The organism is Streptomyces sp. NPDC020747, from assembly GCF_044334695.1.
Lineage (GTDB): Bacteria > Actinomycetota > Actinomycetes > Streptomycetales > Streptomycetaceae > Streptomyces.
In genome coordinates this window covers 603568-629929 of the sequence record NZ_JBIRTJ010000001.1, presented here as the reverse complement: position 1 = coordinate 629929, position 26362 = coordinate 603568, and the positions used below count along the sequence as shown (strand labels likewise).

The 26362-nt window shown below is 70.6% G+C and carries 25 protein-coding genes; 18 read left to right on the top strand and 7 right to left on the bottom strand.

Features of this window, described 5'->3' with window-relative positions:
• Positions 1–70: 70 nt before the first annotated feature.
• The 3 genes from ACH4YP_RS02590 to ACH4YP_RS02580 all read right to left on the bottom strand — a co-directional run bounded on the left by ACH4YP_RS02590 (position 71) and on the right by ACH4YP_RS02580 (position 3776).
• Positions 71–2458 (bottom strand): Tex family protein, encoded by a 2388-nt coding sequence (locus ACH4YP_RS02590; RefSeq protein WP_398488977.1) that lies wholly within the window; start codon positions 2456–2458, stop codon positions 71–73.
• A 159-nt stretch (positions 2459–2617) separates the two neighbouring features.
• Positions 2618–2761 (bottom strand): LPFR motif small protein, encoded by a 144-nt coding sequence (locus tag ACH4YP_RS02585; protein WP_186001070.1) that lies wholly within the window; start codon positions 2759–2761, stop codon positions 2618–2620.
• A gap of 148 nt (positions 2762–2909) precedes the next feature.
• Positions 2910–3776, bottom strand: coding sequence for a hypothetical protein (locus ACH4YP_RS02580; protein ID WP_398488975.1), 867 nt, complete (start codon positions 3774–3776; stop codon positions 2910–2912).
• Between the two features lie 147 nt (positions 3777–3923).
• On the opposite strand from ACH4YP_RS02580, the gene ACH4YP_RS02575 reads away from it, so the two are divergent.
• Both ACH4YP_RS02575 and ACH4YP_RS02570 read left to right on the top strand, forming a co-directional pair.
• Positions 3924–4892, top strand: a complete 969-nt coding sequence (locus ACH4YP_RS02575; RefSeq protein WP_398488974.1) for a GlxA family transcriptional regulator — start codon at positions 3924–3926, stop codon at positions 4890–4892.
• A gap of 47 nt (positions 4893–4939) precedes the next feature.
• Entirely contained in the window at positions 4940–5575 is a 636-nt protein-coding gene (locus ACH4YP_RS02570) for a DJ-1/PfpI family protein (protein ID WP_398488973.1), read from the top strand.
• Here ACH4YP_RS02570 and ACH4YP_RS02565 read toward each other — a convergent pair.
• Positions 5562–6335 carry an enoyl-CoA hydratase/isomerase family protein gene (locus ACH4YP_RS02565; protein WP_398488972.1) on the bottom strand — a complete coding sequence of 258 codons (774 nt, stop codon included), beginning with the start codon at positions 6333–6335 and terminating at the stop codon, positions 5562–5564. The two genes, ACH4YP_RS02570 and ACH4YP_RS02565, sit on opposite strands and share 14 nt — an antisense overlap.
• 307 nt (positions 6336–6642) lie before the next feature.
• On the opposite strand from ACH4YP_RS02565, the gene ACH4YP_RS02560 reads away from it, so the two are divergent.
• Positions 6643–7149 (top strand): ATP-binding protein, encoded by a 507-nt coding sequence (locus ACH4YP_RS02560; protein ID WP_398489459.1) that lies wholly within the window; start codon positions 6643–6645, stop codon positions 7147–7149.
• A gap of 82 nt (positions 7150–7231) precedes the next feature.
• Here the strand turns inward: ACH4YP_RS02560 and idi are convergent, their stop codons facing one another.
• The 3 genes from idi to galE form a co-directional block, all read right to left on the bottom strand.
• Entirely contained in the window at positions 7232–7825 is a 594-nt protein-coding gene (idi, locus tag ACH4YP_RS02555) for an isopentenyl-diphosphate Delta-isomerase (protein WP_361071545.1), read from the bottom strand.
• Between the two features lie 332 nt (positions 7826–8157).
• Positions 8158–9102, bottom strand: coding sequence for a cation diffusion facilitator family transporter (locus ACH4YP_RS02550; RefSeq protein ID WP_398488971.1), 945 nt, complete (start codon positions 9100–9102; stop codon positions 8158–8160).
• 181 nt (positions 9103–9283) lie between these two features.
• On the bottom strand, positions 9284–10273 hold the full coding sequence (gene galE, locus ACH4YP_RS02545) for a UDP-glucose 4-epimerase GalE (RefSeq protein WP_398488969.1): 990 nt from the start codon (positions 10271–10273) through the stop codon (positions 9284–9286).
• Positions 10274–10607: 334 nt separating this feature from the next.
• Here galE and ACH4YP_RS02540 point away from each other — a divergent pair, with 334 nt between their 5' ends.
• The 15 genes from ACH4YP_RS02540 (at position 10608) to hpnH (ending at position 26358) form a co-directional block, all read left to right on the top strand.
• Positions 10608–12404 (top strand): DUF5941 domain-containing protein, encoded by a 1797-nt coding sequence (locus ACH4YP_RS02540; protein ID WP_398489457.1) that lies wholly within the window; start codon positions 10608–10610, stop codon positions 12402–12404.
• A complete protein-coding gene (locus tag ACH4YP_RS02535; protein WP_055616167.1) occupies positions 12401–13153 on the top strand; it encodes a sugar phosphate nucleotidyltransferase in 753 nt (250 codons plus the stop codon). The genes ACH4YP_RS02540 and ACH4YP_RS02535 overlap by 4 nt, the downstream gene beginning before the upstream one ends.
• Positions 13141–14205 carry an iron-containing alcohol dehydrogenase family protein gene (locus ACH4YP_RS02530; protein WP_361057161.1) on the top strand — a complete coding sequence of 355 codons (1065 nt, stop codon included), beginning with the start codon at positions 13141–13143 and terminating at the stop codon, positions 14203–14205. The genes ACH4YP_RS02535 and ACH4YP_RS02530 overlap by 13 nt, the downstream gene beginning before the upstream one ends.
• The gene (locus tag ACH4YP_RS02525) at positions 14183–14962 is read left to right on the top strand and encodes a CDP-alcohol phosphatidyltransferase family protein (RefSeq protein ID WP_361057164.1); all 780 of its coding nucleotides are present in this window, start codon (positions 14183–14185) and stop codon (positions 14960–14962) included. The genes ACH4YP_RS02530 and ACH4YP_RS02525 overlap by 23 nt, the downstream gene beginning before the upstream one ends.
• Positions 14959–15843: a glycosyltransferase gene (locus ACH4YP_RS02520; protein ID WP_361057166.1), complete on the top strand. Its 885-nt coding sequence runs from the start codon at positions 14959–14961 to the stop codon at positions 15841–15843. Before ACH4YP_RS02525 ends, ACH4YP_RS02520 begins: the two co-directional genes overlap by 4 nt.
• 98 nt (positions 15844–15941) lie before the next feature.
• Positions 15942–16871: an ABC transporter permease gene (locus ACH4YP_RS02515; RefSeq protein ID WP_361057169.1), complete on the top strand. Its 930-nt coding sequence runs from the start codon at positions 15942–15944 to the stop codon at positions 16869–16871.
• Complete coding sequence (locus tag ACH4YP_RS02510) at positions 16864–17643, top strand: ABC transporter ATP-binding protein (protein ID WP_361057171.1); 780 nt, start codon at positions 16864–16866, stop codon at positions 17641–17643. Before ACH4YP_RS02515 ends, ACH4YP_RS02510 begins: the two co-directional genes overlap by 8 nt.
• 374 nt (positions 17644–18017) lie before the next feature.
• Entirely contained in the window at positions 18018–18920 is a 903-nt protein-coding gene (hpnC, locus tag ACH4YP_RS02505) for a squalene synthase HpnC (protein ID WP_398488968.1), read from the top strand.
• A 26-nt stretch (positions 18921–18946) separates the two neighbouring features.
• Entirely contained in the window at positions 18947–19867 is a 921-nt protein-coding gene (hpnD, locus tag ACH4YP_RS02500; RefSeq protein ID WP_398488967.1) for a presqualene diphosphate synthase HpnD, read from the top strand.
• Complete coding sequence (locus ACH4YP_RS02495) at positions 19867–20007, top strand: DUF6380 family protein (protein WP_361057179.1); 141 nt, start codon at positions 19867–19869, stop codon at positions 20005–20007. The genes hpnD and ACH4YP_RS02495 overlap by 1 nt, the downstream gene beginning before the upstream one ends.
• Complete coding sequence (hpnE, locus tag ACH4YP_RS02490; RefSeq protein ID WP_398488966.1) at positions 20004–21428, top strand: hydroxysqualene dehydroxylase HpnE; 1425 nt, start codon at positions 20004–20006, stop codon at positions 21426–21428. Before ACH4YP_RS02495 ends, hpnE begins: the two co-directional genes overlap by 4 nt.
• A complete protein-coding gene (locus tag ACH4YP_RS02485; protein WP_398488965.1) occupies positions 21425–22555 on the top strand; it encodes a polyprenyl synthetase family protein in 1131 nt (376 codons plus the stop codon). The genes hpnE and ACH4YP_RS02485 overlap by 4 nt, the downstream gene beginning before the upstream one ends.
• Before the next feature lie 112 nt (positions 22556–22667).
• Positions 22668–24686 carry a squalene--hopene cyclase gene (gene shc / locus ACH4YP_RS02480; RefSeq protein WP_398488963.1) on the top strand — a complete coding sequence of 673 codons (2019 nt, stop codon included), beginning with the start codon at positions 22668–22670 and terminating at the stop codon, positions 24684–24686.
• Positions 24686–25330, top strand: coding sequence for a 1-hydroxy-2-methyl-2-butenyl 4-diphosphate reductase (locus tag ACH4YP_RS02475; protein ID WP_398488962.1), 645 nt, complete (start codon positions 24686–24688; stop codon positions 25328–25330). Before shc ends, ACH4YP_RS02475 begins: the two co-directional genes overlap by 1 nt.
• A gap of 5 nt (positions 25331–25335) precedes the next feature.
• Positions 25336–26358 carry an adenosyl-hopene transferase HpnH gene (gene hpnH, locus ACH4YP_RS02470; RefSeq protein WP_361057193.1) on the top strand — a complete coding sequence of 341 codons (1023 nt, stop codon included), beginning with the start codon at positions 25336–25338 and terminating at the stop codon, positions 26356–26358.
• Positions 26359–26362 lie beyond the last annotated feature (4 nt).

Genomic DNA, 26362 nt, shown 5'->3' with positions numbered 1-26362 from the left:
CGCGGGGCCGCATCGATATGCGGCTCCGCCGTGCGGGCGCGACCAGCCCCCACTCACCCACGGTCAGAACTCAACGCTTCCCCTTCTTGGAATCACCGAGCCCCGCCCGCCGCAAGGCATCCGCCATCGCGCTGTTGGCAGGCGGCGGGGCCTGACGGGACCCCCCGCCACCACCCGCACGGCCGCCGCCCTGACGCGGCTGCCGGTCCCTCTGCTGAGGCGGCCGCCCACCCCGCTGGGGCCGGTCCTGCCGCCCCTCGCCGGAGGCCACCGCCTCGTCGTCGAGCCGCAGCGTCAGTGAGATCCGCTTGCGCGGGATGTCGACCTCCTGCACCTTCACCTTGACGATGTCACCGGACTTCACCACGTCCCGCGGGTCCTTGACGAACGTCTTGGACATCGCGGAGACGTGCACCAGACCGTCCTGGTGGACGCCGACGTCCACGAAGGCGCCGAAGGCGGCCACGTTCGTCACGACCCCTTCGAGGACCATTCCGGGGGCCAGGTCGGAGATCTTCTCCACGCCGTCCTTGAAGGTGGCCGTCTTGAACGCGGGCCGCGGGTCGCGCCCCGGCTTCTCCAGCTCCTTCAGGATGTCGGTCACGGTCGGCAGACCGAACGTCTCGTCCACGAAGTCGTCCGGCCTCAGCGACCGCAGCACACTCGTGTTCCCGACCAGCGAGGCGACCTCGCTGCCTGCCGTCTTCACCATCCGCCGCACCACGGGGTACGCCTCGGGGTGCACGCTGGACGCGTCCAGAGGGTCGTCACCACCACGGATCCGCAGGAAGCCCGCGCACTGCTCGTATGCCTTGGGGCCCAGCCGTGCCACGCTCTTCAGCGCCGTACGCGAGGCGAAGGGGCCGTTCGAGTCGCGGTGCGCCACGATGTTCTCGGCGAGTCCGGAGGTGATGCCGGAGACCCGGGAGAGCAGCGGGGCGGAGGCCGTGTTCACGTCCACGCCCACGCCGTTCACACAGTCCTCCACGACCGCGTCGAGAGAGCGGGAGAGCTTCACCTCGGACAGGTCGTGCTGGTACTGGCCGACACCGATCGACTTCGGGTCGATCTTGACCAGCTCGGCGAGCGGGTCCTGGAGGCGGCGGGCGATGGAGACGGCGCCGCGGAGCGACACGTCCATGCCGGGCAGCTCCGCCGAGGCGAACGCCGACGCCGAGTACACGGACGCGCCCGCCTCCGACACCATCACCTTCGTGAGGTTCAACTCCGGGTGCTTGGCGATGAGTTCACCGGCGAGCTTGTCCGTCTCGCGGGACGCCGTGCCGTTGCCGATGGAGATCAGCTCGACCGCGTGCTCCTTGGCGAGGCGGGCGAGCTTGGCGACGGCCTCGTCCCACTTGTTCGCCGGGACGTGCGGGTAGATGACGTCCGTGGCGACGACCTTGCCGGTCGCGTCGACCACGGCCACCTTCACACCCGTACGGAAACCCGGGTCGAGGCCCAGTGTCGCGCGCGTGCCCGCCGGGGCGGCGAGCAGCAGGTCGCGGAGGTTCGCCGCGAAGACGTTGACCGCCTCGTCCTCGGCGGCCGTCCGCAACCGCATCCGCATGTCGATGCCGAGGTGCACGAGCAGCCGGGTGCGCCAGGCCCAACGGACCGTGTCCGTCAGCCACTTGTCGGCGGGGCGGCCGCGCTCGGCGATCCCGAAACGGTGGGCGACGATCCCCTCGTACGAGGACGGGCCGGGCTGTTCGGAGGGCTCCTCGGGCTCCAGGACGAGGTCCAGGACCTCCTCCTTCTCGCCGCGCAGCATCGCGAGGATCCGGTGCGAGGGCAGGTCCGTGAAGGGTTCGGCGAAGTCGAAGTAGTCGGCGAACTTGGCGCCCGCCTCCTCCTTGCCGTCCTTCACCTTGGCGGCCAGCCGGCCCCGTACCCACATGCGCTCGCGCAGCTCGCCGATCAGGTCGGCGTCCTCCGAGAACCGCTCGGTGAGGATCGCGCGGGCGCCGTCCAGGGCGGCCTGCGGGTCGGCGACGCCCTTGTCGGCGTCCACGAAGGCCGTGGCCGCGGCGAGCGGGTCGACGGACGCGTCGCCGAGCAGCCCCTCGGCCAGCGGCTCCAGGCCCGCCTCACGGGCGATCTGCGCCTTCGTGCGCCGCTTCGGCTTGAACGGCAGGTAGACGTCCTCCAGCCGCGCCTTGGTCTCGGCGCCACGGATCTGCGCCGCCAGCTCCTCGGTGAGCTTGCCCTGCTCGCGCACCGAGTCGAGGACCGCCGTGCGCCGCTCCTCCAGCTCCCGCAGATAGCGCAGCCGCTCCTCGATCGTGCGCAGCTGCGCGTCGTCGAGCATCTCGGTCGCTTCCTTGCGGTAGCGGGCGATGAAGGGCACCGTCGACCCGCCGTCGAGCAAGTCGACGGCGGCCTTGACCTGCCGCTCCCGTACGCCGAGTTCCTCGGCGATCCTGCCTTCGATGGACCCTACGAGGGGTGTCGTCACGATCCCGTACCGCCTTCTTGACTGAGGTTGCGCGGCAATTGTGGCAGGTGGCACCGACAACGGGGGGTCAGGGCGGCGAACTGGGCCCCGGCGCGGCAACTGAACACGCGGGAAGCCGGACACGCCCGTGGCGTGTCCGGCTCCGGTGGCGGTCCGCGGTCAGGCCCTGCGGGCCCGCCCGCCGCGCCGCGTCGACTGTGAGGCGCCGCCGAACAGCCGGGCCAGGGCCCGGAACGGCAGTGTCACAACTGTGGCGATGGCCCCACCGATCTGTCGCAGCACGTCTGCGATGGCACGGAACACGTGTTTCCCCTTTCCTCACCCGGCCGGTACGGCCGGGTGAGGACCGAGTACCTCGCCACGGCGTTCCGAATCCCCGCCGGGTGAGCACCACCCGGAAGCCACGCGCGCGTGCCCGACGACGGGCCCCCTCCGCCGGGGGCCGCCGCGCTCAGTTCTTGCCGATCATGCCCTCCGGGAACGCACCCGCGGCCATCGCCGCCATCAGCAGCCCCGTGGCCAGCTCGGTGAGGCGTTCGACGCCCGGGGCGCCCAGATGCTCGTACGGAGCCGCGTCGAGGCGGTCCGTCCGGGTCTCGATCTCCTTGCGCAGGGCGACCCCCGCTTCCGTCAACTCGCCCTCGGCGTTCAGCAGTCCGCGCCCCCTGAGCCGGTCCACCGCCGCGTCCCAGTCCTCGCGGGCCCAGCCGCGCGTGGCGAGGACCCACCTCGGGGCCATCCCCTTGCCGGTCGCGGTGTGGCTCACCAGCGCCTCCAGGGGGTCGAGTTCCGCGTCTAGCAGCGCCGCGAGATGCCCGTCGCCGCGGTGCTCGCGCAGCAGCGTGGCCGCGTGCCACAGCGCGAGGTGCGGCTCGCCGGGGACCGGCAGATCGGCGTGCGCGGCGTAGAGCGGGCGGGCGGTACGGGTGCACGCCTCGGCCGCGCGCAGCGCGAGTTCGGCCGCCTCGGCGACCTCCTCGGACGCGATCGTCTTGTCCCCGAGCAGCCGCCGCAGTGTCGCGTCCACGGCACGCGCGCGTGCCGCGAGCACCACCTCCGGAGAGGCGCTCCGCCACACCTCGGGCACGTGCCGCGCGACCAGATCGTGGCGGAAGTTGTAGAACGTCGCCGTCACCGTGCCCGCGCCCACCGGCCCCATGGCCGCGGCACGCACCGCGAAGTACGCGGCCCGGGGGTCCGTGACACCGACCCCGGCCAGCTGCTCCGCGAGATCGGGCGAGAAGTAGTGGGTCGAGTGCAGGGGATTGAGGACGTTGTGACATCGGCGTCCGGCGCGCTCCGGCAGGGCAGTGGTCATGCCGGGCACGCTACCGACTGGTTGGTACGTACGGAATGGCGGGGCGGTGATCGAGTCGGTCGCCCAGCCCTCCGCACGAGCCTCGATGGCAGGAAAGGTGGGATGTTCGTCATTGCGGCCATCCCGCCACCCGCGAAGAATCGAAACATGGCGTACCGAACCGTCCTCGTCGTCCTCTTCGACGGCGTCCAGAGCCTCGACGTCACGGGCCCGGTGGAGGTCTTCACCGGCGCCGACACCGACGCAGGCGAGCCCGGAGGGACGTACCGCATCCGCACCGCCTCCCTGGACGGCGCTCCCGTACGCACCTCGAGCGGTCTGACCCTCGTCCCGGACCACGCCCTGGCCGAGGCCCCGGCGCCGCACACCCTGCTGGTTCCCGGAGGCAGGGGCACGCGCGGTCCCGATCCGCGCGTGATCGACTGGCTGCGGGAGCACGGCCCGCGCGCCGACCGCCTGGTCTCCGTCTGCACCGGCGCGATCCTGCTCGCCGAGGCGGGCCTCCTGGACGGCCGCCGCGTGACGACCCACTGGGCGTACTGCGACCGGCTCGCCCGCGACCACCCGGCCATCGAGGTCGACCCGGACCCCATCTACGTACGCGACGGCCATGTGGCCACCTCGGCCGGTGTCACCGCAGGGATCGACCTCGCCCTCGCGCTGGTCGAGGAGGACCTCGGCCGGGACGCCGCGCTCAGCGTCGCCCGGTACCTCGTCGTCTTCCTGCGGCGCCCGGGGAACCAGGCCCAGTTCAGCGCCCAGCTCTCCGCGCAGACAGCCCGCCGCGAACCGCTCCGCGAGGTCCAGCACTGGATCACCGAGCACCCCGGCGACGACCTGTGCGTCGAGTCGCTCGCGGCCCGCGCCCGCCTGTCGCCCCGCCACTTCGCCCGCGCCTTCCAGTCCGAGACGGGCACGACCCCTGGCCGCTACGTCGACACGGTCCGCCTCGAACACGCCCGCCGCCTCCTGGAGGACACCACGGACGGCGTGGAGCAGATCGCCAGGGCGAGCGGCTACGGCACGCCGGAGGCCATGCGCCGAGCCTTCGTCAGGACCCTGGGCGCCCCTCCGGCGGAGTACCGCCGCCGTTTCCGCACGACACGGACCTCGTGATCAGGCGCCGGCCCACGACCGCCCCGCCCCTCAACGGAAAGGCACCCATGCAAATCGCCATCGTCCTCTTCGACCGCTTCACCGCCCTCGACGCGGTGGGCCCCTACGAAACCCTGGGCCGCCTTCCGGGCTCAGAAACGGTCTTCGTCGCCGAGCAAACGGGCCCCGTCCGCACGGACACCGGCAACCTGGCCATCACCGCCGACAAGACCCTCGCCGAGGTCCCGACCCCGGACATCGTCGTGGTCCCCGGCGGCCCCGGCCAGACCCCGCAGATGGAGAACGAGGTGCTCCTCGACTGGCTGCGCGCGGCGGACGCGACGAGCACCTGGACGACATCCGTGTGCACCGGTTCGCTGCTGCTCGCGGCGGCCGGACTCCTTCAGGGCCGCCGCGCGACCTCCCACTGGCTGGCCCTCGACCACCTGAAGAACTTCGGCGCCGAGCCGACCGGCGAGCGGGTCGTGACCGACGGCAAGTACGTCACGGCGGCCGGGGTCTCGTCCGGTATCGACATGGGGCTCACGCTGCTCGGCAGGATCGCGGGCGACGAACAGGCCCAGGCGGTACAGCTGTTGACGGAGTACGACCCGCAGCCGCCCTATGACGCGGGTTCACCGCAGAAGGCCCCGGCCCACCTCGTCGAGCGGTTCCGTTCGGGCAGCCGCTTCAACGTGGCGTAGACGGGGGCCCGGACTCGGGCGTGGTCCAGGTGAAGTCGGGCCGCCGGCGCTCCAGGAAGGCGGCGACCCCCTCCGCGGTGTCGCCGCCCTCGCGCGCCTGCCGCGCCCAGTAGGCGTCCCGGTCCGTCCTCCCGTCGGCGAACTCCTTCGCCGCGGCCTGCGTCAACTGCGAACGCGAGACGAGGATCCGGCTGAACTCCGCGACCCGCTTGTCGAGTTCGCCGCCGGGCAGCACCTCGTCCACCAGGCCGGTGCGCAGCGCACGGGCAGCGTCGATCAACTCACCCGAGAACAACAGGTACTTGGCGGTGGCGGGCCCCACCAGGGACACCAACCGCCGGGTGGAGGAGGCCGCGTAGACGATTCCCAGCTTCGCCGGAGTGATCCCGAACGACGCCTCCTCGTCCGCGAACCGCAGATCGCACGCCGCCGCGAGCTGACACCCACCGCCCACGCAGTAGCCGCGTACGGCGGCGAGCGTCGGCTTGGCGAACGCGGCGAGCGCCTCTTCGGCCCGCACGGCCAGCGCCTGCGCCTCGTCCGACGAACCCCGCAGCGAGGAGATGTCGGCCCCGGCGCAGAACGTCCCGCCCTCACCGGTGAGCACGAGCACGCGTACGGCGGGGTCGGCGGCCAGTGTGTCGAGCAGGGGCGGCAGCGCTCGCCACATGTCGGCCGTCATGGCGTTGCGCTTCGCCGGATGGTGGATGACGACGGTGGCGACCCCGTCGGCGACGCTGTGCAGCAGCTGCGGCTCCATATGCCGGATGCTATCCGCCCTCGTCGAACGCGCGATCAAGCAGGCCTCGGGCTCGTGACGACGGAATGCGACGGAATACGGCGGGCAGCGCATCGTGATTCTCGGCCCGGATCTAACCCGTACAACCCGAAGAGTTCCCGAATAGGCACAAAACCGACAGGACCGGTCCCACAGCTGACGATGTCATGCGTAGGCGATCGGAAATCGCCGATACTCGCTGACTTCTGTTCAGTTATCCGGTACGGACCAGCGCGTTACCAACACTCGACGTGTGGTGACAATCGAGCGCAAGGGTGGCGACCGGACGATGGACGACCAGGGGCGGGGGTCCGGCCCACGCCCCGAAGGCGGCGGGGAGACGCCCCCCGACGCCAGACCGCCGGGACCGCTGCCGTACGAGGGGGTCTGGCGGTTCACCGCTCCCGCGGTCGACGCCTCGGTACCGCAGGCGCGGCACGCCGTCCGTGACCTGCTGGCCCGCCAGGGCGTACCCGTCTCGGACGACCTGGTCCAGGGGCTCCTGCTGATCGTCTCGGAGCTGGTCACCAACGCGGTCCGGCACGCGGCACTGCTCTCCCCGGTGCTCGCCGTGGAGATCGCCGTCGGCGCCGAGTGGGTGCGCGTCTCCGTCGAGGACAACCACCCCTACCGCCCGACCGCCCTGGAGGCCGACCACGGCCAGACGGGCGGCCGTGGCCTCCTCCTGGTCCGCGAGGTCACGAGAGAGGCCGGCGGCGTCTGCGACGTGGAACACACGGCGACCGGCGGCAAGGTGATCTGGTCGGCGCTGCCACTCGCACCCGCACCCCTTTAGGGGCGCGGGGCTGTGTCATCGTGCGGCTTCGCCGCATGGGCGCGACCAGCCACAGTGTGCCCGCAGACGACGAGTCAGGCGGTCACCAACCCGCAGCAGCCCCGGTCAACTCCCGAATCGCCGGCCGAGCCGAATCCAGCACGGTCATGAACCACGCGGAGAACGGATCCTTCGCATGCCGCTCCGCAAGCTCCCCCGCCGTCACGAACGCCGTGGAACCCACCTCCTCCGGATCCGGCCGCACAACGGACTGCACCATCCCCACGAACAGGTGATTGAACTCCTGCTCCACCAGCCCCGACTCGGGATCGGGGTGGTTGTACCGCACGGTCCCCGCCTCGGCGAGCAGCGACGGCGAGACCCCCAGCTCCTCGTACGTCCGCCGCGCGGCCGCCGCGAAGGGCGCCTCTCCGGGATACGGGTGACCGCAGCACGTGTTGGACCAGACACCGGGGGAGTGGTATTTGCCCAGAGCCCGCTGCTGAAGCAGCAGCCGCCCCCGCTCGTCGAAGAGGAAGACGGAGAACGCCCGGTGCAGCTGCCCGGGCGGCTGATGGGCCGTGAGCTTCTCCGCCGTGCCGATCGTGGTGCCGTCCTCGTCGACCAGTTCGAGCAAGATGGCTTCGGCGGTGCCGTTCGACGAACTGTGCGTCGCGGTGGCAGGTGTGATCGGCATACCCATCCTTCGCATCGGTCTTCAAGCCCCAAGTCTGCCGTACGGAACCGGCACTCCCGGCATCACGCGGAGTCCCGCATGTCCGGTTCCGCCCCTCGGTCGACCCGGGCGTCGCGGCCGGCGCCGGTCGGACGCCGGAAGCGGCCGGACACCAGACCGTGCCCGCCGCCACCGGGGCGGAACCGCACGGTCAGGTGCCGCCACCGCTCTCCCCGGCACCTGGAATCCGGGCCGGATGCCGTAACCCGAAGTCGGTACGCCGTGCTCCCCGACCGCCCTCACACGCGCGTGTCGCCTCCGTCACCGGACGTACGCACTCCCGTCCCCGCAGGTCAGTGGCAGACGCGCAGCTCGTGCGCCACGTGCCCGTCGGGCTCCAACTGGAAGGTGCAGTGCTCCACGTCGAAGTGGTCGCCGAGGCAGGTGCGCAGCTCGTGCAGCAGCTTCTCGTGGCCGATGGGGTCGAGGGCCTCGGAGCCGACGACCACGTGCGCGGAGAGCACCGGAAGCCCCGAGGTGATCGTCCAGGCATGCAGATCGTGGACGCCCTCGACACCCGGCAGCGCACGTATGTGCGACCGCACCGCGGCCATGTCGACGTCCTCGGGCGCCGCCTCCAGGAGCACGTTCAGCGTCTCCCGCAGCAGCTTCCATGTACGAGGAACGATCATCAGGCCGATGACGATCGAGGCGACCGGGTCGGCGGCCTGCCAGCCGGTGGTCAGGACGAGGACCGCGGAGACCAGCACCGCCAGCGAGCCCAGCGCGTCAGCGGCGACCTCCAGGAACGCGCCGCGCACGTTCAGGCTCTCTTTCTGTCCGCGCATGAGCAGTGACAGCGAGATCATGTTCGCGACCAGACCGATCAGGCCGAACGCTGCGGTCAGCCCGCCCTCGGTCTCCGCCGGGGTCACGAAGCGCTGGACCGCCTCGTACAGGACGTACCCGCCCACCCCGAGCAGCAGCAGACAGTTCGCGAGCGCGGCGAGGATCTCGGCGCGCGCGTACCCGAAGGTGCGGTTTCCGCTCGGCGGGCGGCCCGCGAAGTGGATCGCGAGCAGCGCCATGGCGAGGCCGAGCGCGTCCGTCGCCATGTGCGCCGCGTCCGCGACGAGCGCGAGCGAGTTCGCGACGATCCCGCCGACGATCTCGACCACCATGACGGTGAGCGTGATCCACAGCGCCACGCGCAGCCTCCCGCGGTACGCCGCTGCCGCCGTGCCCCCACCCTCGCTCGCGGCGCCGTGCGCATGCCCGTGACTGTGACCGGCCCCCATGAGAACCACCCTCCGAAATCGCCCCGACGCCCTGTCGGCGAGCTCCAGTGAACTACGGGTGGGGGGTATGTGCAACGCGGTACTGAACACCGTTGTCATATGCTCTGACCTGCGGAAACGATCCGCAGGTCAGAGTGGGGAGCGGATCGTCCGGCGGGGCGTCGGGCGGTGGTCCGGCGGGTCATCCGGGGTGGTGCAGCCGCCAGCCCTCCCAGGCCGACTCGACCATCTCGCGCACCCCGCGGCGCGCGGTCCACTCCAGCTTCTCGGCGGCCAGCGCGGCCGAGGCGACCGCGCGCGGGGCGTCGCCCGGCCGTCGCGGCTCGACGAGCGCCGGACGGCCGTCGCCGCTGACCTCGCCGATGAGCGTCACGAGTTCGCGTACCGAAACCCCCTCGCCGCGGCCGATGTTGACCGTCAGGTCGCCCGGATCACCCGGACCGCCCTCGGTGCCCGCCGAGGTCAGCCGCCGGGCCGCCGCGAGATGTGCCTCGGCGAGGTCGGCGACGTGGATGTAGTCGCGTACGCAGGTGCCGTCCGGCGTCGGATAGTCGTCGCCGAAGATCCGCGGGGCCTCGTCGCGGGTGAGCCGGTCGAAGACCATCGGGACCACGTTGAAGACACCGGTGTCCGCCAGCTCGGGCGTGGCCGCGCCCGCCACGTTGAAGTAGCGCAGGCACACCGTCGAGATGCCGTGCGCGCGGCCCGCCGCCCGCACCAGCCACTCACCGGCGAGCTTCGTCTCGCCGTAGGGGTTCACCGGGACACAGGGGGTGTCCTCCGTGATGAGCTCCACGTCCGGGTTGCCGTAGACGGCGGCGGAGGAGGAGAAGAGGAAGCGCTCGATGCCCGCACCGGCGACCGCCTCCAGGAGCGTGGCGAGTCCTCCGACGTTCTCCTGGTAGTAGCGCGTGGGCTGGGCCACGGACTCGCCGACCTGCTTGCGCGCGGCCAGGTGCACCACACCCGTCACCGCGTGCTCGGCGAGCACCCGCTTCAGCAGTTCCCCGTCCAGCGACGAGCCCTGGACCAGAGGAATGTCGTCGGGCAGCCGCGCGGGGACGCCGGCCGAGAGGTCGTCCAGCGCGATCACGCGCTCCCCGGCCCCGGTCATGGCACGCACCACGTGTGCCCCGATGTATCCCGCTCCGCCTGTGATCAGCCATGTCATGGACGCCAACCCTATGCCGGTCCAGCGCGCCCGGATCGGTGCGCGGGTACGAGGAGGGCCACGCGACAACAAGAACCATGACGAGAGCTATGCCGTGAATTGCGGTGGAATCAGCCGTGGTTTGTGGGCCGGGGCCCGGATCCCCGATGATGATCGCGGCGGACGCGGCACAGCAGACCCTGTTGATCGGGCCGTGAACGGGCGGTGAACGGGCCGTTCCCATCATCCGATAGCCTCTGCCGACACGCTGCCCGGCCGTACCCGGCCTGGGGCGCCCCCCACCACGCACATGCCCGGCGTCGGCGTACGCCGGAACCCAGAGGAGTGAGTTCGTCTGTCGACCGCCATCCTCACCGGTCAGCCGGTTCCCGGGTCGTCGCTCGAGAACGATCTCCGGTCGCTCGGCTTCGACGTGCGGGTCGCCACTGACGCGGCCGACGCCGAGACGCTCCTCGCAGCCGTCCCCGCCGAACAGCGGGTCGCCGTCGTCGACGCCCGCTTCGTGGGGCACGTCCACGCGCTGCGGCTCGGCCTGACCGACCCGCGCTTCGACGCCGCCGCGATCCCCGGTGCCGTCACCGCCCGGCCCGCGGCCCGTCCGGCCCTGACCCGCGCGCTGCGCACCGCCTCCGACGACGCCTCGAACGGCTCGGTGGTGGTCGGCATCCTCGCCGAGCGGATCGCTGACGTCCTCGACACCGACCTGCACCGTCCCGAACTCGGCGAACTCGTCGCCGAGGTGCCGAGGGACCCGCAGGCCCGCAACGAGGCCCGGCAGGCCCTCACCGCCGTGGACGACGAGGCGATCCGGCTGCGTACGGCCGTGAAGTCCCGCGACGGCTTCTTCACGACGTACTGCATCAGCCCGTACTCCCGCTACCTCGCCCGCTGGTGCGCCCGCCGCGGCTTCACGCCGAACCAGGTCACCACGGCCTCGCTGATCACCGCGCTGATCGCGGCGGGCTGCGCGGCGACCGGCACCCGCGCCGGCTACGTCGCCGCCGGACTGCTCCTCCTCTTCTCCTTCGTCCTCGACTGCACGGACGGCCAGCTCGCCCGCTACTCCCTGCAGTACTCCACGCTCGGCGCCTGGCTCGACGCGACCTTCGACCGCGCCAAGGAGTACGCCTACTACGCGGGCCTCGCCCTCGGCGCGGCCCGCGGCGGAGACGACGTCTGGGCGCTCGCCCTCGGCGCGATGGTCCTGCAGACCTGCCGGCACGTCGTCGACTTCTCCTTCAACGAGGCGAACCACGACGCCACCGCCAACACCAGCCCCACCGCGGCCCTTTCCGGCAGGCTCGACAGCGTCGGCTGGACGGTCTGGGTCCGCCGGATGATCGTGCTGCCCATCGGCGAGCGCTGGGCGATGATCGCCGTCCTCACGGCGGTCACGACGCCCCGCATCACCTTCTACGTGCTGCTGATCGGCTGCGCCTTCGCGGCGACGTACACGACGGCGGGCCGGGTGCTGCGCTCGCTGACCCGCAAGGCGCAGCGCACGGACCGGGCGGCCCAGGCCCTGGCCGACCTCACAGACTCCGGTCCGCTCGCCGAGTTCCTGGCCCGCCTGACGCGCGGTGTGCGCCTCAGTGGCCCGGCCGTCGTCGCCCTGGTCGCCGGTGCACTCGTCGTGGGCGCCTCCTGGCTTTCCCCGTACGGGAGTTGGTGGCCCGTCCTGGGCGCCGGTGTGTACGTCCTGCTGTCGCCCGTGGCCCTCCAGCGGCCCCTGAAGGGCGCCCTGGACTGGCTGGTTCCGCCGTTCTTCCGGGCGGCCGAATACGGGACCGTTCTGGTACTGGCGGCCAAAGCCGATGTGAACGGAGCCCTTCCCGCGGCTTTCGGGCTGGTGGCGGCCGTCGCCTACCATCACTACGACACGGTGTACCGCATCCGCGGCGACGCAGGAGCGCCGCCGTACTGGCTGGTGCGGGCGATCGGCGGGCACGAAGGCAGGACGCTGCTGGTCACCGTCCTGGCCGCGCTGCTCACCGCCACAGGTTTCAAGGTCGCGCTCACGGCTCTCGCCGTGGCCGTGGCGCTCGTGGTGCTCGTCGAGAGCATCCGCTTCTGGGTGACCGCCCACAAAATCGGCGCACCCGCCGTACACGATGAAGGAGAACCCGCATGATCGGCCTCGTGCTGGCTGCCGGCGCCGGACGGCGTCTGCGCCCCTACACCGACACCCTGCCCAAGGCACTGGTGCCGGTCGGACCCGAGGGCAACGAGGACAGCATCACCGTGCTCGACCTCACCCTCGGCAACTTCGCCGAGATCGGCCTGACCGAGGTCGCGATCATCGTCGGTTACCGCAAGGAAGCCGTCTACGAGCGCCGCGAGGCGCTGGAGCAGAAGTACGGCGTCAAGATCACGCTGATCGACAACGACAAGGCCGAGGAGTGGAACAACGCCTACTCCCTGTGGTGCGGCCGTGACGCCATCAAGCACTCGGTGATCCTCGCCAACGGCGACACCGTGCACCCGGTCTCCGTCGAGAAGACCCTGCTCGCCGCCCGCGGCGACGGCAAGAAGATCATCCTCGCCCTCGACACGGTGAAGTCCCTCGCCGACGAGGAGATGAAGGTCGTGGTCGGCCCCGAGGGCGGCATGACCAAGATCACCAAGCTGATGGATCCGGCCGAGGCGACCGGTGAGTACATCGGCGTCACCCTCATCGAGGGCGACGCGGCCGACGAGCTGGCCGACGCGCTGAAGACGGTCTTCGAGACCGACCCGCAGCAGTTCTACGAGCACGGCTACCAGGAGCTCGTGAACCGCGGCTTCCGCATCGACGTGGCCCCCATCGGCGACGTCAAGTGGGTCGAGATCGACAACCACGAAGACCTCGCCAAGGGACGCGTGATCGCGTGCCAGTACTGACGAGGCTCATCCCCTCGCCGGTCGTCGTCGACATCAGGCCGGGGGCGCTCGACGATCTGGCGACGATCCTGTCCGACCAGCGCATCGCGCCCTCCGGCAGCCTGGCCTTCGCCATCAGCGGTGGCTCCGGCAAGGTTCTGCGTGAGCGGTTCGCCCCGGCGTTCCCCGAGGCGGACTGGTTCTGCGACGCCGACGGCACCATCGACGGAGCGGTCCGTCTCGCCGACTCGATCAAGAAGGCCGGCCGTTACGACGCCGTCGTCGGACTCGGTGGCGGCAAGGTCATCGACTGCGCGAAGTACGCCGCCGCGCGCGTGGGCCTGCCGCTCGTCGCGGTGGCCACGAACCTCGCGAACGACGGTCTCTGCTCCCCGGTCGCCACGCTCGACAACGACGCCGGCCGCGGCTCGTACGGTGTGCCCAACCCGATCGCCATCGTCATCGACCTCGATGTCATCCGCGAGGCTCCGGTGCGATTCGTACGGGCCGGCATCGGCGATGTGATCTGCAAGATCTCAGCCGTGGCCGACTGGGAGCTGTCGCACCGGGAGAACGGCGAGCAGGTCGACGGCCTGGCCGCCGCCATGGCCCGTCAGGCCGCGGAAGCGGTGCTGCGCCACCCGGGAGGTGTCGGTGACGACGCCTTCCTGACGACGCTCTCCGAGGCGCTGGTCCTGTGCGGCATCTCGATGTCGGTGGCCGGTGACAGCCGCCCGGCATCCGGCGCCTGCCACGAGATCAGCCACGCGTTCGACCTCAGCTTCCCCAAGCGCAGCGCCCTCCACGGTGAGCAGTGCGGCCTCGGCGGAGCGTTCGCCACGTTCCTGCGAGGCGACCACGAGACGGCCGGGCACATGACGGAGGTCCTCCACCGTCACGGCCTCCCCGTTCTCCCGGAGGAGATCGGCTTCACCGTGGAGGAGTTCGTCCAGGTCGTGGAGTTCGCTCCGTCGACCAGGCCGGGCCGCTACACGATCCTCGAACATCTCGACCTGTCCGCCGACCAGATCAGGGACGCATACGCCGACTATGCAAAAGCCATCGGTAGCTGAGCTCCGCCCGGTCGTTCACCCCCCGGGTGTGAAGGACCGACGGAGCGGCGAGCACTGGGGAGGCCGGCTCTACATGCGCGAGATCTCGCTGCGCATCGACCGGCACCTGGTGAACACCCGGGTCACGCCCAACCAGCTGACCTACGTGATGACCGTCTTCGGCGTGCTCGCCGCCCCGGCCCTGCTGGTGCCGGGCATCCCGGGCGCCCTGCTCGGCGTACTGATGGTCCAGCTGTACCTGCTGTTCGACTGCGTCGACGGCGAGATCGCCCGCTGGCGCAAGCAGTACTCGATGACCGGGGTGTACGTCGACCGTGTCGCCGCCTACCTGTGCGACGCCGCGGTCCTGGTCGGCTTCGGCCTGCGAGCCGCGGACCTGTGGGGCACCGGGCGGATCGACTGGTTGTGGGCGTTCCTCGGCACCCTGGCCGCCCTCGGCGCCATCCTGATCAAGTCCGAGACCGACCTCGTCGGTGTCGCGCGTCATCAGCAGGGCAAGGCACCGGTCCAGGAGTCGGCGTCCGAGCCGCGCTCCTCCGGCATGGCGCTGGCCCGCCGGGCCGCGGGCGCGCTCAAGTTCCACCGGCTCGTCCTCGGCATAGAGGCATCCCTGCTGATCCTGGTCCTCGCGGTCCTGGACACGGTCAGGGACGACCTGTTCTTCTCGCGGCTCGGCGTCGCGGTCCTGGCCGGCATCGCGATGCTGCAGACCGTGCTGCACCTGGTGTCCATCCTCGCTTCGAGCAGGCTGAAGTGAGTACGGCCATGAAGGTCGGCGCGGTGATCATCACCATGGGCAACCGCCCCGACGAACTCCGTGCCCTCCTCGACTCGGTCGCCAAGCAGGACGGCGACCCGGTCGAGGTGGTCGTGGTCGGCAACGGCTCGCCCGTACCGGACGTCCCCACGGGCGTACGGACGGTCGAGCTGACCGAGAACCTCGGTATCCCCGGCGGCCGCAACGTCGGCATCGAGGCGTTCGGCCCCGGCGGCACCGAGGTGGACGTCCTCCTCTTCCTGGACGACGACGGCCTTCTCGCGAACCACGACACCGCGGAGCTCTGCCGGCAGGCCTTCGGGGCCGACCCGGAGCTCGGCATCATCAGCTTCCGCATCGCCGACCCCGAGACCGGGGTCACCCAGCGCCGCCACGTGCCCCGGCTGCGCGCCTCCGACCCGATGCGCAACTCGCGCGTCACCACCTTCCTCGGCGGCGCCAACGCCGTCCGTACGAAGGTGCTCGGCCAGGTCGGCGGGCTGCCCGACGAGTTCTTCTACGCCCATGAGGAGACCGACCTCGCCTGGCGTGCCCTCGACGCGGGCTGGATGATCGACTACCGCTCGGACATGGTGCTGTACCACCCCACGACGGCCCCTTCGCGGCACGCGATCTACCACCGGATGGTCGCCCGCAACCGTGTCTGGCTGGCCCGTCGCAATCTGCCCGCGCCGCTGGTTCCCGTGTACCTCGGCGTGTGGATGCTGCTGACCCTCGCCCGCCGGCCCTCCCGCCCCGCGCTGAGAGCCTGGTTCGGCGGTTTCAAGGAAGGCTGGACCAGTCCGTGCGGCCCCCGGCGCCCCATGAAGTGGCGTACGGTATGGCGCCTGACCAGACTGGGCCGGCCACCCGTCATCTGACAAGCTCGAAATCTGAGAGCATTCGGGCCGTACCCCGGTCCCTGGCTTTGGCCTACGCCCGACCAGGCTGCGTATCTTGAGGACGAAAGTTTCCACTTGTGAGTGAGACAACGCATGACGGTGGTGTCGCGGTGAGCGCCCCTCCGTCGCCCGATGAAGGGCTCTCCGCGGCGGACCTCGCCGCCAAGTACGGGCTCGCCGTCAGCGGCGCCCGGCCCGGACTCGTCGAGTACGTCCGCCAGCTCTGGGGACGGCGTCACTTCATCCTTGCCTTCTCGCAGGCGAAGCTGACCGCCCAGTACAGCCAGGCCAAGCTCGGCCAGCTCTGGCAGGTGGCCACACCGCTGCTGAACGCACTCGTGTACTTCCTGATCTTCGGCCTGATCCTGGGCGCCGACCGAGGCATGGAGCAGGAGGTCTACATCCCGTTCCTGGTGACGGGCGTCTTCGTCTTCACCTTCACCCAGAGCTCGGTGATGGCGGGCGTCCGCGCGATCTCCGGGAACCTCGGCCTGGTCAGGGCGCTGCACTTCCCGCGCGCCTCGCTGCCGATCTCGTTCTCGCTGCAGCAGCTCCAGCAACTGCTGTTCTCGATGATCGTGCTGTTCGTCGTGGCGGTCGGCTTCGGCAGCTACCCGGGCCTTTCCTGGCTCCTGATCGTCCCGATCCTCGCACTGCAGTTCCTCTTCAACACCGGCCTCGCGATGATCATGGCCCGGATGGGCTCCAAGACCCCGGACCTCGCGCAGCTCATGCCGTTCGTGATGCGTACGTGGATGTACGCGTCCGGCGTGATGTTCTCGATCCCCGTGATGCTGGAGAAGCACCCCGCGTGGATCGCCGACATCCTCCAGTGGAACCCGGCCGCCATCTATATGGACCTGATGCGCTTCGCGCTGATCGACGGCTACGGCACCGAGAACCTGCCCCCGCACGTGTGGGCGGTCTCGGCCGGCTGGGCCCTCCTCGTCGCCGTCGGCGGATTCGTGTACTTCTGGAAGGCTGAGGAGCGCTACGGCCGTGGCTGAGGAAAACACCGGGGCCCTGATCCCCACCGTCATCGCGGACGAGTTGCACATCGTCTACCGGGTCAACGGCGCCAAGACCGGCAAGGGCAGCGCGACCGCGGCCCTCAGCCGCATAATCAAGCGCGGCGAGGAGCGCGGCGTCCGCAAGGTGCACGCCGTCCGGGGTGTCTCCTTCAAGGCCTACCGAGGCGAGGCCATCGGCCTGATCGGCTCCAACGGCTCCGGCAAGTCCACCCTGCTGCGGGCCATCGCGGGACTGCTCCCCGCCGAGAGGGGCCACGTCTACACCGACGGCCAGCCCTCGCTCCTCGGCGTCAACGCGGCCCTGATGAACGACCTGACGGGCGAGCGGAACGTCATCCTCGGCGGGCTCGCCATGGGTATGTCGCGCGAGCAGGTCCGGGAGCGTTACGAGGACATCGTCGACTTCTCGGGCATCAACGAGAAGGGCGACTTCATCACCCTGCCGATGCGCACCTACTCCTCCGGCATGGCCGCCCGGCTTCGTTTCTCCATCGCGGCGGCCAAGGACCACGACGTCCTGATGATCGACGAGGCCCTGGCGACCGGCGACCGCTCCTTCCAGAAGCGCTCCGAGGCCCGCATCCGCGAGCTGCGCAAGAGCGCGGGGACGGTCTTCCTCGTCAGCCACAACAACAAGTCGATCCGTGACACGTGCGACCGCGTCCTGTGGCTGGAGCGCGGCGAGCTGCGCCTGGACGGCCCGACCGACGAGGTCATCAAGGAGTACGAGAAGTTCACGGGCAAGTAGCCCGAATCGCTCAGGGCCCCGTCGGAACGTTCCGGCGGGGCCCTGCGTCTGCAAAGGAAACGCCAACTCTGGGCGTCCTTAGGAATCTTGACGCCAATCGGTGTGTTGTTGTGATGTGCGGGACACCCCGACGAGGCATGCCGGGTTGTACAACGTAAGCTGTACCGGTGCTGATTCGCGGCAAGTAGGGCGATAATGCGCGACACCCGGCATAGGGTCTGCTGCGCGGACGACCGGGCGGCGTGTCCGAAATAGTCTGTATTGGGTCGGCAGTGTAGAACGGGAGATGTGACGGCGATGGCTACGGAAACTCTCCAGCTCAGCTGTGCGTGTGCCGTCTGCGCGGGTGCCGTTCCCGGCCCAGGCAGTGAGCGGTGACGCCAGCCGGGACGGCGCGCGCCGGTGACCCGGAGCGCAGCACCCTGGACAAGGCCGCGGACGAGAACTTCCCCGTGGCACCGTTCTTCCTGCCCAGGGCCTGGCGGGCCGACCTCATGGCCGTGTACGGCTTCGCCCGCCTGGTCGACGACATCGGCGACGGCGATCTGGCCCCCGGCGGCGCCGATGCCCGCCTCCTGGGCGTGTCCCCCGAGGAGGCCGAGGACCGGCTGCTCCTCCTCGATGCCTTCGAGGCCGACCTTCACAGGGTGTTCGACGCGACGCCGCGCCACCCGCTCCTGCGCCGCCTCCAGCCGACGGTCCGCCGCGCCGGGCTGGCCCCCGAGCCCTTCCTCGGCCTGATCGCGGCGAACCGCCAGGACCAGCTCGTCAAGGGGTACGAGACCTACGACGATCTCGTCGCCTACTGCGAACTGTCCGCGAACCCGGTCGGCCGTCTGGTCCTCTCGGTCACCGGCACCTCGACCCCCGAGCGGGTCCGCCGCTCCGACGCCGTCTGCACGGCACTGCAGATCGTCGAGCACCTCCAGGACGTGGCCGAGGATCTCGGTCGCGACCGTGTCTATCTGCCCGCCGAGGACATGAAGCGCTTTCACGTCCAGGAGGCGGATCTCGCCGCGGCCACGGCAGGCGCATCGGTGCGCGCACTGGTTGCATACGAAGCAGAACGCGCCCGGAACCTCCTGAATGAAGGCACCCCCCTCGTGGGTAGCGTCCACGGCAGGCTGAGGCTGCTGCTCGCGGGCTTCGTTGCAGGAGGAAGGGCGGCAATCCGTGCGATTGCCGCCGCCGAATTCGACGTACTTCCCGGCCCACCCAAGCCCGGCAAGATCCAGTTGCTGCGCGAGGTGGGAGTGACTCTGCGAGGAGAGGGGTGATCCGGACCGTGGAGGCTCCGCCGCACATGTCCGCACCGGTACTCGCCGCATACAGCTACTGCGAGGCGATCACCGGGCAGCAGGCCCGCAATTTCGCGTACGGCATCAGACTGCTGCCGACGCCCAAGCGTCGCGCCATGTCGGCGCTGTACGCGTTCTCGCGCCGTGTCGACGACATCGGGGACGGCACGCTCGCTCCCGACGTCAAGGCCGCGCGCCTCGAAGACACCCGGGCGCTGCTCGCCCGGGTCCGCGACCGCTCCGTGGACGAGGACGACACCGACCCGGTCGCGGTCGCCCTCAGCCACACGGCGGACCACTTCCCGGTCCCGCTCGACGGCCTCGACGAGTTGATCGACGGCGTCCTCATGGACGTCCGCGGCGAGACCTACGAGACCTGGGACGACCTCAAGGTCTACTGCCGCTGCGTGGCAGGGGCCATCGGCCGGCTCTCGCTCGGCGTGTTCGGCACGGAACCGGGGGCGCGCGGCGCCGAGCGGGCGCCCGAGTACGCCGACACGCTCGGGCTCGCGCTGCAACTCACCAACATCCTCAGGGACGTTCGCGAGGACGCCGAGGACGGGCGGACCTATCTGCCCGCGGACGACCTGGCGAAATTCGGCTGCTCGGCCGGCTTCGACGGAGAGTATCCACCGGCCGGTTCCGACTTCGCGGGCCTCGTCCACTTCGAAGTGCGACGGGCCCGCGCGCTTTTCGCGGAGGGCTACCGGCTGCTGCCCATGCTGGACCGCCGCAGCGGCGCCTGCGTCGCCGCCATGGCCGGCATCTACCGCCGCCTCCTCGACCGCATCGAGCGCGAGCCGGAGGCCGTCCTGCGCGGCCGTGTCTCACTGCCCGGCCGCGAGAAGGCGTACGTCGCCGTGCGGGGCCTTTCCGGCCTCGACGCCCGGCACGTCTCGCGTCGAACCATCAGGAGGCGCGCTTGATGGACACTTTGGGCCAAGATGACGCAAGTCCAGGGAAACGGCGCGCAACCCTCCGGTCGGGGAGCGCGTCCCTGACTTCAACGGCCGACCGTGCACAGTTCGATCAGCACGGCCAGGTCGCGGGGGAAGGTGCACGATGAACGACACGACGCAGGACGAGGAGCTCGACGCGGATCCGCGGAGCCGCCCGGCGACGGCCGTGGTGGTCGGCGGGGGGCTCGCCGGAATCACCACCGCGCTCGCGCTCGCCGACTCCGGAGTGCGCGTGACGCTGGTGGAGGGCAGGCCGCGCCTCGGTGGGCTGGCCTTCTCCTTCCAGCGCGGCGCCCTCACCGTGGACAACGGCCAGCACGTGTATCTGCGCTGCTGCACCGCGTACCGCTGGTTCCTCGACCGTGTCGACGGAGCCGAGCTGGCTCCCTTGCAGGATCGTCTCGACGTGCCCGTTCTCGACGCCGAGGCGAAACCCGGGCGCAGACTCGGCAGAATCGGCCGCACGGCGCTGCCCGTACCACTGCATCTGGCGAAAAGCCTCGCGACCTACCCTCATCTGTCGCTCGCCGAGCGCGCCAAAGTTGGACGTGCCGCGCTGGCCCTCAAGGGCCTCGACCTCGCGGATCCGGCGCTCGACGCGCAGAACTTCGGCACCTGGCTGGCCGCGCACGGTCAGTCGGAGCGTGCCATCGAGGCACTGTGGGACCTGGTGGGGGTCGCCACCCTCAACGCGGTGGCAGGCGACGCGTCGCTCGCCCTCGCCGCGATGGTGTTCAAGACCGGTCTGCTGTCCGATCCGGGCGCGGCCGACATCGGCTGGGCTCGCGTCCCGCTGGGTGAACTGCACGACCGGCTGGCCCGCAAGGCGCTCGACTCCGCGGGCGTCCGTACCGAACTCCGGACACGGGTCACCTCCATCTCCCAACACGGGAACGGGCGTTGGAGCGTTCAGGTTCCCGGCGAGACGCTCGACGCCGACGCGGTCGTACTCGCCGTACCGCAGCGCGAAACCCACGATCTGCTGCCCGATGGCGCCCTCGACGCCCCCGAACAGCTCCTCGGCATCGGTACGGCGCCGATCCTCAACATCCACGTCGTGTACGACCGCAAGGTGCTCAGCCGGCCGTTCTTCGCCGCCCTCGGCTCACCGGTGCAGTGGGTCTTCGACCGGACCGAGGCCTCCGGGCTCCCGCACGGCCAGTACCTCGCGCTGTCGCAGTCGGCCGCCCATGACGAGATCGACGAACCCGTCTCGGCACTGCGCGAGCGGTACCTGCCGGAGCTGGAGCGGCTGCTGCCCGGCACCCGCGGCGCCGAGGTCAGGGACTTCTTCGTGACCAGGGAGCGTACGGCGACGTTCGCCCCGACCCCCGGCGTCGGGCGGCTGCGGCCCGGCGCCCGCACCAAGGCACCCGGCCTGTACCTGGCCGGCGCGTGGACCGCCACAGGGTGGCCCGCGACCATGGAGAGTGCGGTCCGCAGTGGCGTGAGCGCGGCGGACGCCGCGCTGAGCGCCCTGGGCCGGCCCCGCGACCACCTCTTCGAGCTCTTCGAGGAGGCGGCGTGACGCTCGAACTGAGCGAGGCGGGCCCCCGCACCCCCCGTATCACCACAAGAGGAGAGACTGTGCCCACTGTGCCCCCGGCATCGACGGCTGCCGACGCGGTGGACGTGACCGCGCTCCTGGAGCGCGGCCGGACCCTGGCCACTCCGGTACTGAGGGCGGCCATCAACCGCCTCGCCCCTCCCATGGACACCGTCGCCGCCTACCACTTCGGCTGGATCGACGCCGAGGGCAACCCCGCCGAGGGAGACGGCGGCAAAGCCGTACGTCCCGCCCTCGCCGTCATGTCCGCCGAGGCCGCCGGAGCGGCCCCAGAGGTGGGTGTGCCGGGCGCGGTCGCCGTTGAACTGGTGCACAACTTCTCGCTCCTGCACGACGACCTGATGGACGGCGACGAGCAGCGCCGCCACCGTGACACCGTCTGGAAGGTGCACGGCCCCGCCCAGGCCATCCTCGTCGGCGACGCCCTGTTCGCCCTGGCCAACGAGCTGCTCCTGGAGCTCGGCACGGCCGAGGCGGGCCGGGCCACACGTCGGCTGACCACCGCCACCCGCGCCCTGATCGACGGCCAGGCGCAGGACATCTCCTACGAGCACCGCGACCGGGTCAGCGTCGAGGAGTGCCTGGAGATGGAGGGCAACAAGACGGGCGCCCTGCTCGCCTGCGCCTGCTCCATCGGCGCGGTCCTCGGCGGCGCCGACGACATCACCGCCGACACGCTGGAGAAGTACGGCTACCACCTCGGCCTCGCCTTCCAGGCCGTCGACGACCTGCTCGGCATCTGGGGCGACCCGGTGGCCACCGGCAAGCAGACCTGGAGCGACCTGCGCCAGCGCAAGAAGTCCCTGCCGGTCGTGGCCGCGCTCGCGGCGGGCGGCCCGGCCTCCGACCGCCTCGGCGAACTGCTCGCCGAGGACGCCAAGAGCAGCGACTTCGAGAACTTCTCCGAGGAGGAGTTCGCCGTACGTGCCGCGCTCATCGAGGAGGCGGGCGGCCGCGAGTGGACCGCCCAGGAGGCACGCCGCCAGCACACCATCGCCATCGAGGCACTCGACACGATCCTCATGCCCGACCACGTGCGGGCCCAGTTCGTGGAGCTCGCCGACTTCGTCGTCGTACGAAAGAGATGATCACTATCGGTCGAATAAGCCTCGCGTAGTCGCCGGCCGGTGCCGCGGGAGAACGAGCACCGGCCGACGGCGGACCCAAAGCAGAGACATGCCACTGCACGAAGGGGAAGCCATGACAGCGACGACCGACGGAAGCACCGGGGCCCTGCCGCCCCGGGCAGCCGCGGCCAGCGAAACCACAGAAGTCACGACTCCCGAGACGGCCGGGACAGTCGACCCCCGAGACGCCGCCGAGCGCGCGATACTGCGCGCCACCGACTTCCTGCTCTCCACGCAGGACGCCGAGGGCTGGTGGAAGGGCGACCTCGAGACCAACGTCACGATGGACGCCGAAGACCTGCTGCTCCGCCAGTTCCTGGGCATCCGCGACGACGCGACCACCAGCGCCGCCGGCCTCTTCATCCGCGGCGAACAGCGCGCGGACGGCACCTGGGCCAGCTTCTACGGCGGACCCGGCGAACTCTCCACCACCATCGAGGCGTACGTCGCCCTGCGGCTGGCCGGTGACGCGCCGGACGAGCCGCACATGGCGAGGGCGTCCGCGTGGATCCGCGAGCGGGGCGGCATCGCCTCGGCCCGGGTCTTCACCCGGATCTGGCTCGCCCTGTTCGGCTGGTGGAAGTGGGACGACCTGCCCGAACTCCCGCCGGAACTCATCTACTTCCCCAAGTGGGTGCCGCTCAACATCTACGACTTCGGGTGCTGGGCGCGGCAGACCATCGTGCCGCTCACCGTCGTCTCGGGGAAGCGTCCGGTACGGCCCGCGCCGTTCCCGCTCGACGAGCTGCACACCGACGCGAGCAACCCGAACCCGGTCAAGCCCCTTGCCCCTGTGGGGAGTTGGGACGGGGTCTTCCAGCGGCTCGACAAGGCCCTGCACACCTACCGCAAGGTCGCGCCGCGCCGGCTCCGCAGGGCCGCGATGAACACCGCCGCCCGCTGGATCATCGAACGGCAGGAGAACGACGGCTGCTGGGGAGGCATCCAGCCGCCCGCCGTGTACTCGATCATCGCGCTGCACCTGCTGGGCTACGACCTCGAACACCCGGTGATGCGCGAGGGGTTGGCGTCCCTCGACCGATTCACCGTCTGGCGCGAGGACGGGGCCCGGATGATCGAGGCCTGCCAGTCGCCGGTGTGGGACACCTGCCTCGCGACCATCGCGCTCGCCGACGCGGGCGTGCCCGCCGACCATCCGCAGCTGGTCAAGGCCGCAGACTGGATGCTCGGAGAGGAGATCGTCCGCCCGGGGGACTGGGCGGTCAAGCGGCCCCATCTGCCGCCGGGCGGCTGGGCGTTCGAGTTCCACAACGACAACTACCCCGACATCGACGACACCGCCGAGGTCGTCCTCGCGCTGCGCCGCGTCAGACACCACGACCCGGAGCGCGTCGACAAGGCCATCGGACGCGGGGTGCGCTGGAATCTCGGCATGCAGTCGAGGAACGGCGCGTGGGGCGCCTTCGACGTCGACAACACCAGCCCCTTCCCCAACCGGCTGCCGTTCTGCGACTTCGGCGAGGTCATCGACCCGCCGTCCGCCGACGTCACCGCGCACGTCGTGGAGATGCTCGCCGTCGAGGGACTCTCCCACGACCCGCGCACCCGCCGCGGCATCGAGTGGCTGCTCGCCGAACAGGAGGCGAACGGCTCCTGGTTCGGCCGCTGGGGCGTCAACTACGTATACGGAACCGGGTCGGTGGTGCCCGCGCTGGTCGCCGCCGGACTGCCCGGATCGCATCCCGCGATCCGCCGGGCCGTGGCGTGGCTGGAGACCGTACAGAACGACGACGGCGGCTGGGGCGAGGACCTGCGCTCCTACCACGACGTCGCCGAGTGGAGCGGGCGCGGCGCCTCGACCGCCTCCCAGACCGGGTGGGCGCTGCTGGCGCTGCTCGCGGCCGGGGAGCGCGACTCCAAGGCCGCCGAGCGCGGTGTCGCCTGGCTCGCGGAGACCCAGCTGGCGGACGGCTCCTGGGACGAGCCGTACTTCACCGGTACGGGGTTCCCGTGGGACTTCTCGATCAACTACCACCTCTACCGGCAGGTCTTCCCGCTCACCGCGCTCGGCCGGTACGTCAACGGCGAACCGTTCGCCGACCGGCGGGGCTCCTTCGGCAGGGCGAGCTGATGAGCACGACACCGGGCGCCGCCCCGCTGCTGATCGCCTGCGCGCTCGGCATCGAGCAGCTGGCCCTGCGCACCGGCGGCGACCGGGGCAGCGCCGACGGCCCGGTCACCGTGCTGCGTACGGGCATGGGGCCGACGGCCGCCGAACGGGCGGTCACCCGGGCCCTGGCCGGCCCCGCGCTGAGCGGGGCGGCCGTCCTGGCCACGGGCTTCTGTGCCGGGCTTGCCCCCGGCATGCACCCGGGAGACCTGGTCGTCGCCGACGAGACCAGGGACCCGCGCGGCACCACGCCGTGCGTGGGCACCGACCTGCTCGTCAAGGAACTGGCGCGCGCCCTGCCCGGGCGAACCGTCCACACGGGGCCGCTCACCGGCTCCGATCACGTCGTCCGCGGTCAGGAACGGTCGGAACTGCTCGCGACCGGCGCGATCGCGGTCGACATGGAGTCGGCGGCCACGCTCCACAGCGCCGTCCGCGCGGGCATGCGCCCGGTTGCGGCCGTCCGGGTGGTCGTGGACGCTCCAGAACATGAACTCGTCCGGATCGGCACGGTGCGCGGTGGAATATCAGCCTTCCGCGTTCTTCGTGCCGTTCTTCCAGCTTTCTTCGAATGGCACCGTTCTTTGCTGCTCCCCAGGAGGTGAGCCAGATGGCCATGCCGCTCCGCCAGACCATCAAGGTCGCGACGTATCTCTTCGAACAGAAACTGCGCAAGCGGGACAAGTTCCCGCTGATCGTCGAGCTTGAGCCGCTCTACGCCTGCAATCTGGCGTGCGAGGGCTGCGGCAAGATCCAGCACCCGGCAGGAGTGCTCAAGCAGCGCATGCCGGTGGCCCAGGCCGTCGGGGCGGTGCTGGAGTCCGGGGCGCCGATGGTGTCCATCGCCGGCGGCGAGCCCCTGATGCACCCGAAGATCGACGAGATCGTGCGGCAGCTGGTGGCCAGGAAGAAGTACGTCTTCCTGTGCACCAACGCCATGCTGATGCGCAAGAAGATGGACAAGTTCACGCCCTCGCCGTACTTCGCCTTCGCCGTGCACATCGACGGCCTGCGTGAGCGGCACGACGAGTCCGTCGCGAAGGAGGGAGTGTTCGACGAGGCCGTGGCGGCCATCAAGGAGGCCAAGAAGCGCGGCTTCCGGGTCACCACCAACTCGACCTTCTTCAACACCGACACCCCGCAGACGATCATCGAGGTCCTCAACTTCCTCAATGACGACCTGCACGTGGACGAGATGATGATCTCGCCCGCGTACGCCTACGAGAAGGCACCCGACCAGGAGCACTTCCTGGGCGTGGAGCAGACCCGCGAACTGTTCAAGAAGGCCTTCGCGGGCGGCAACCGCAAGAAGTGGCGGCTCAACCACTCCCCGCTCTTCCTGGACTTCCTGGAGGGCAAGGTCGACTTCCCGTGCACGGCGTGGGCGATCCCCAACTACTCGCTCTTCGGCTGGCAGAAACCCTGCTACCTGATGAGCGACGGATACGTCACCACGTACCGGGAACTCATCGAGGACACCGACTGGGACTCCTACGGCCGCGGCAAGGATCCTCGCTGCGCCAACTGCATGGCGCACTGCGGCTACGAGCCGACCGCGGTCCTGGCCACCATGGGCTCCCTCAAGGAATCCCTGCGGGCCGCCCGCGACACCGTCTCCGGAAACCGCGGGTGACGTC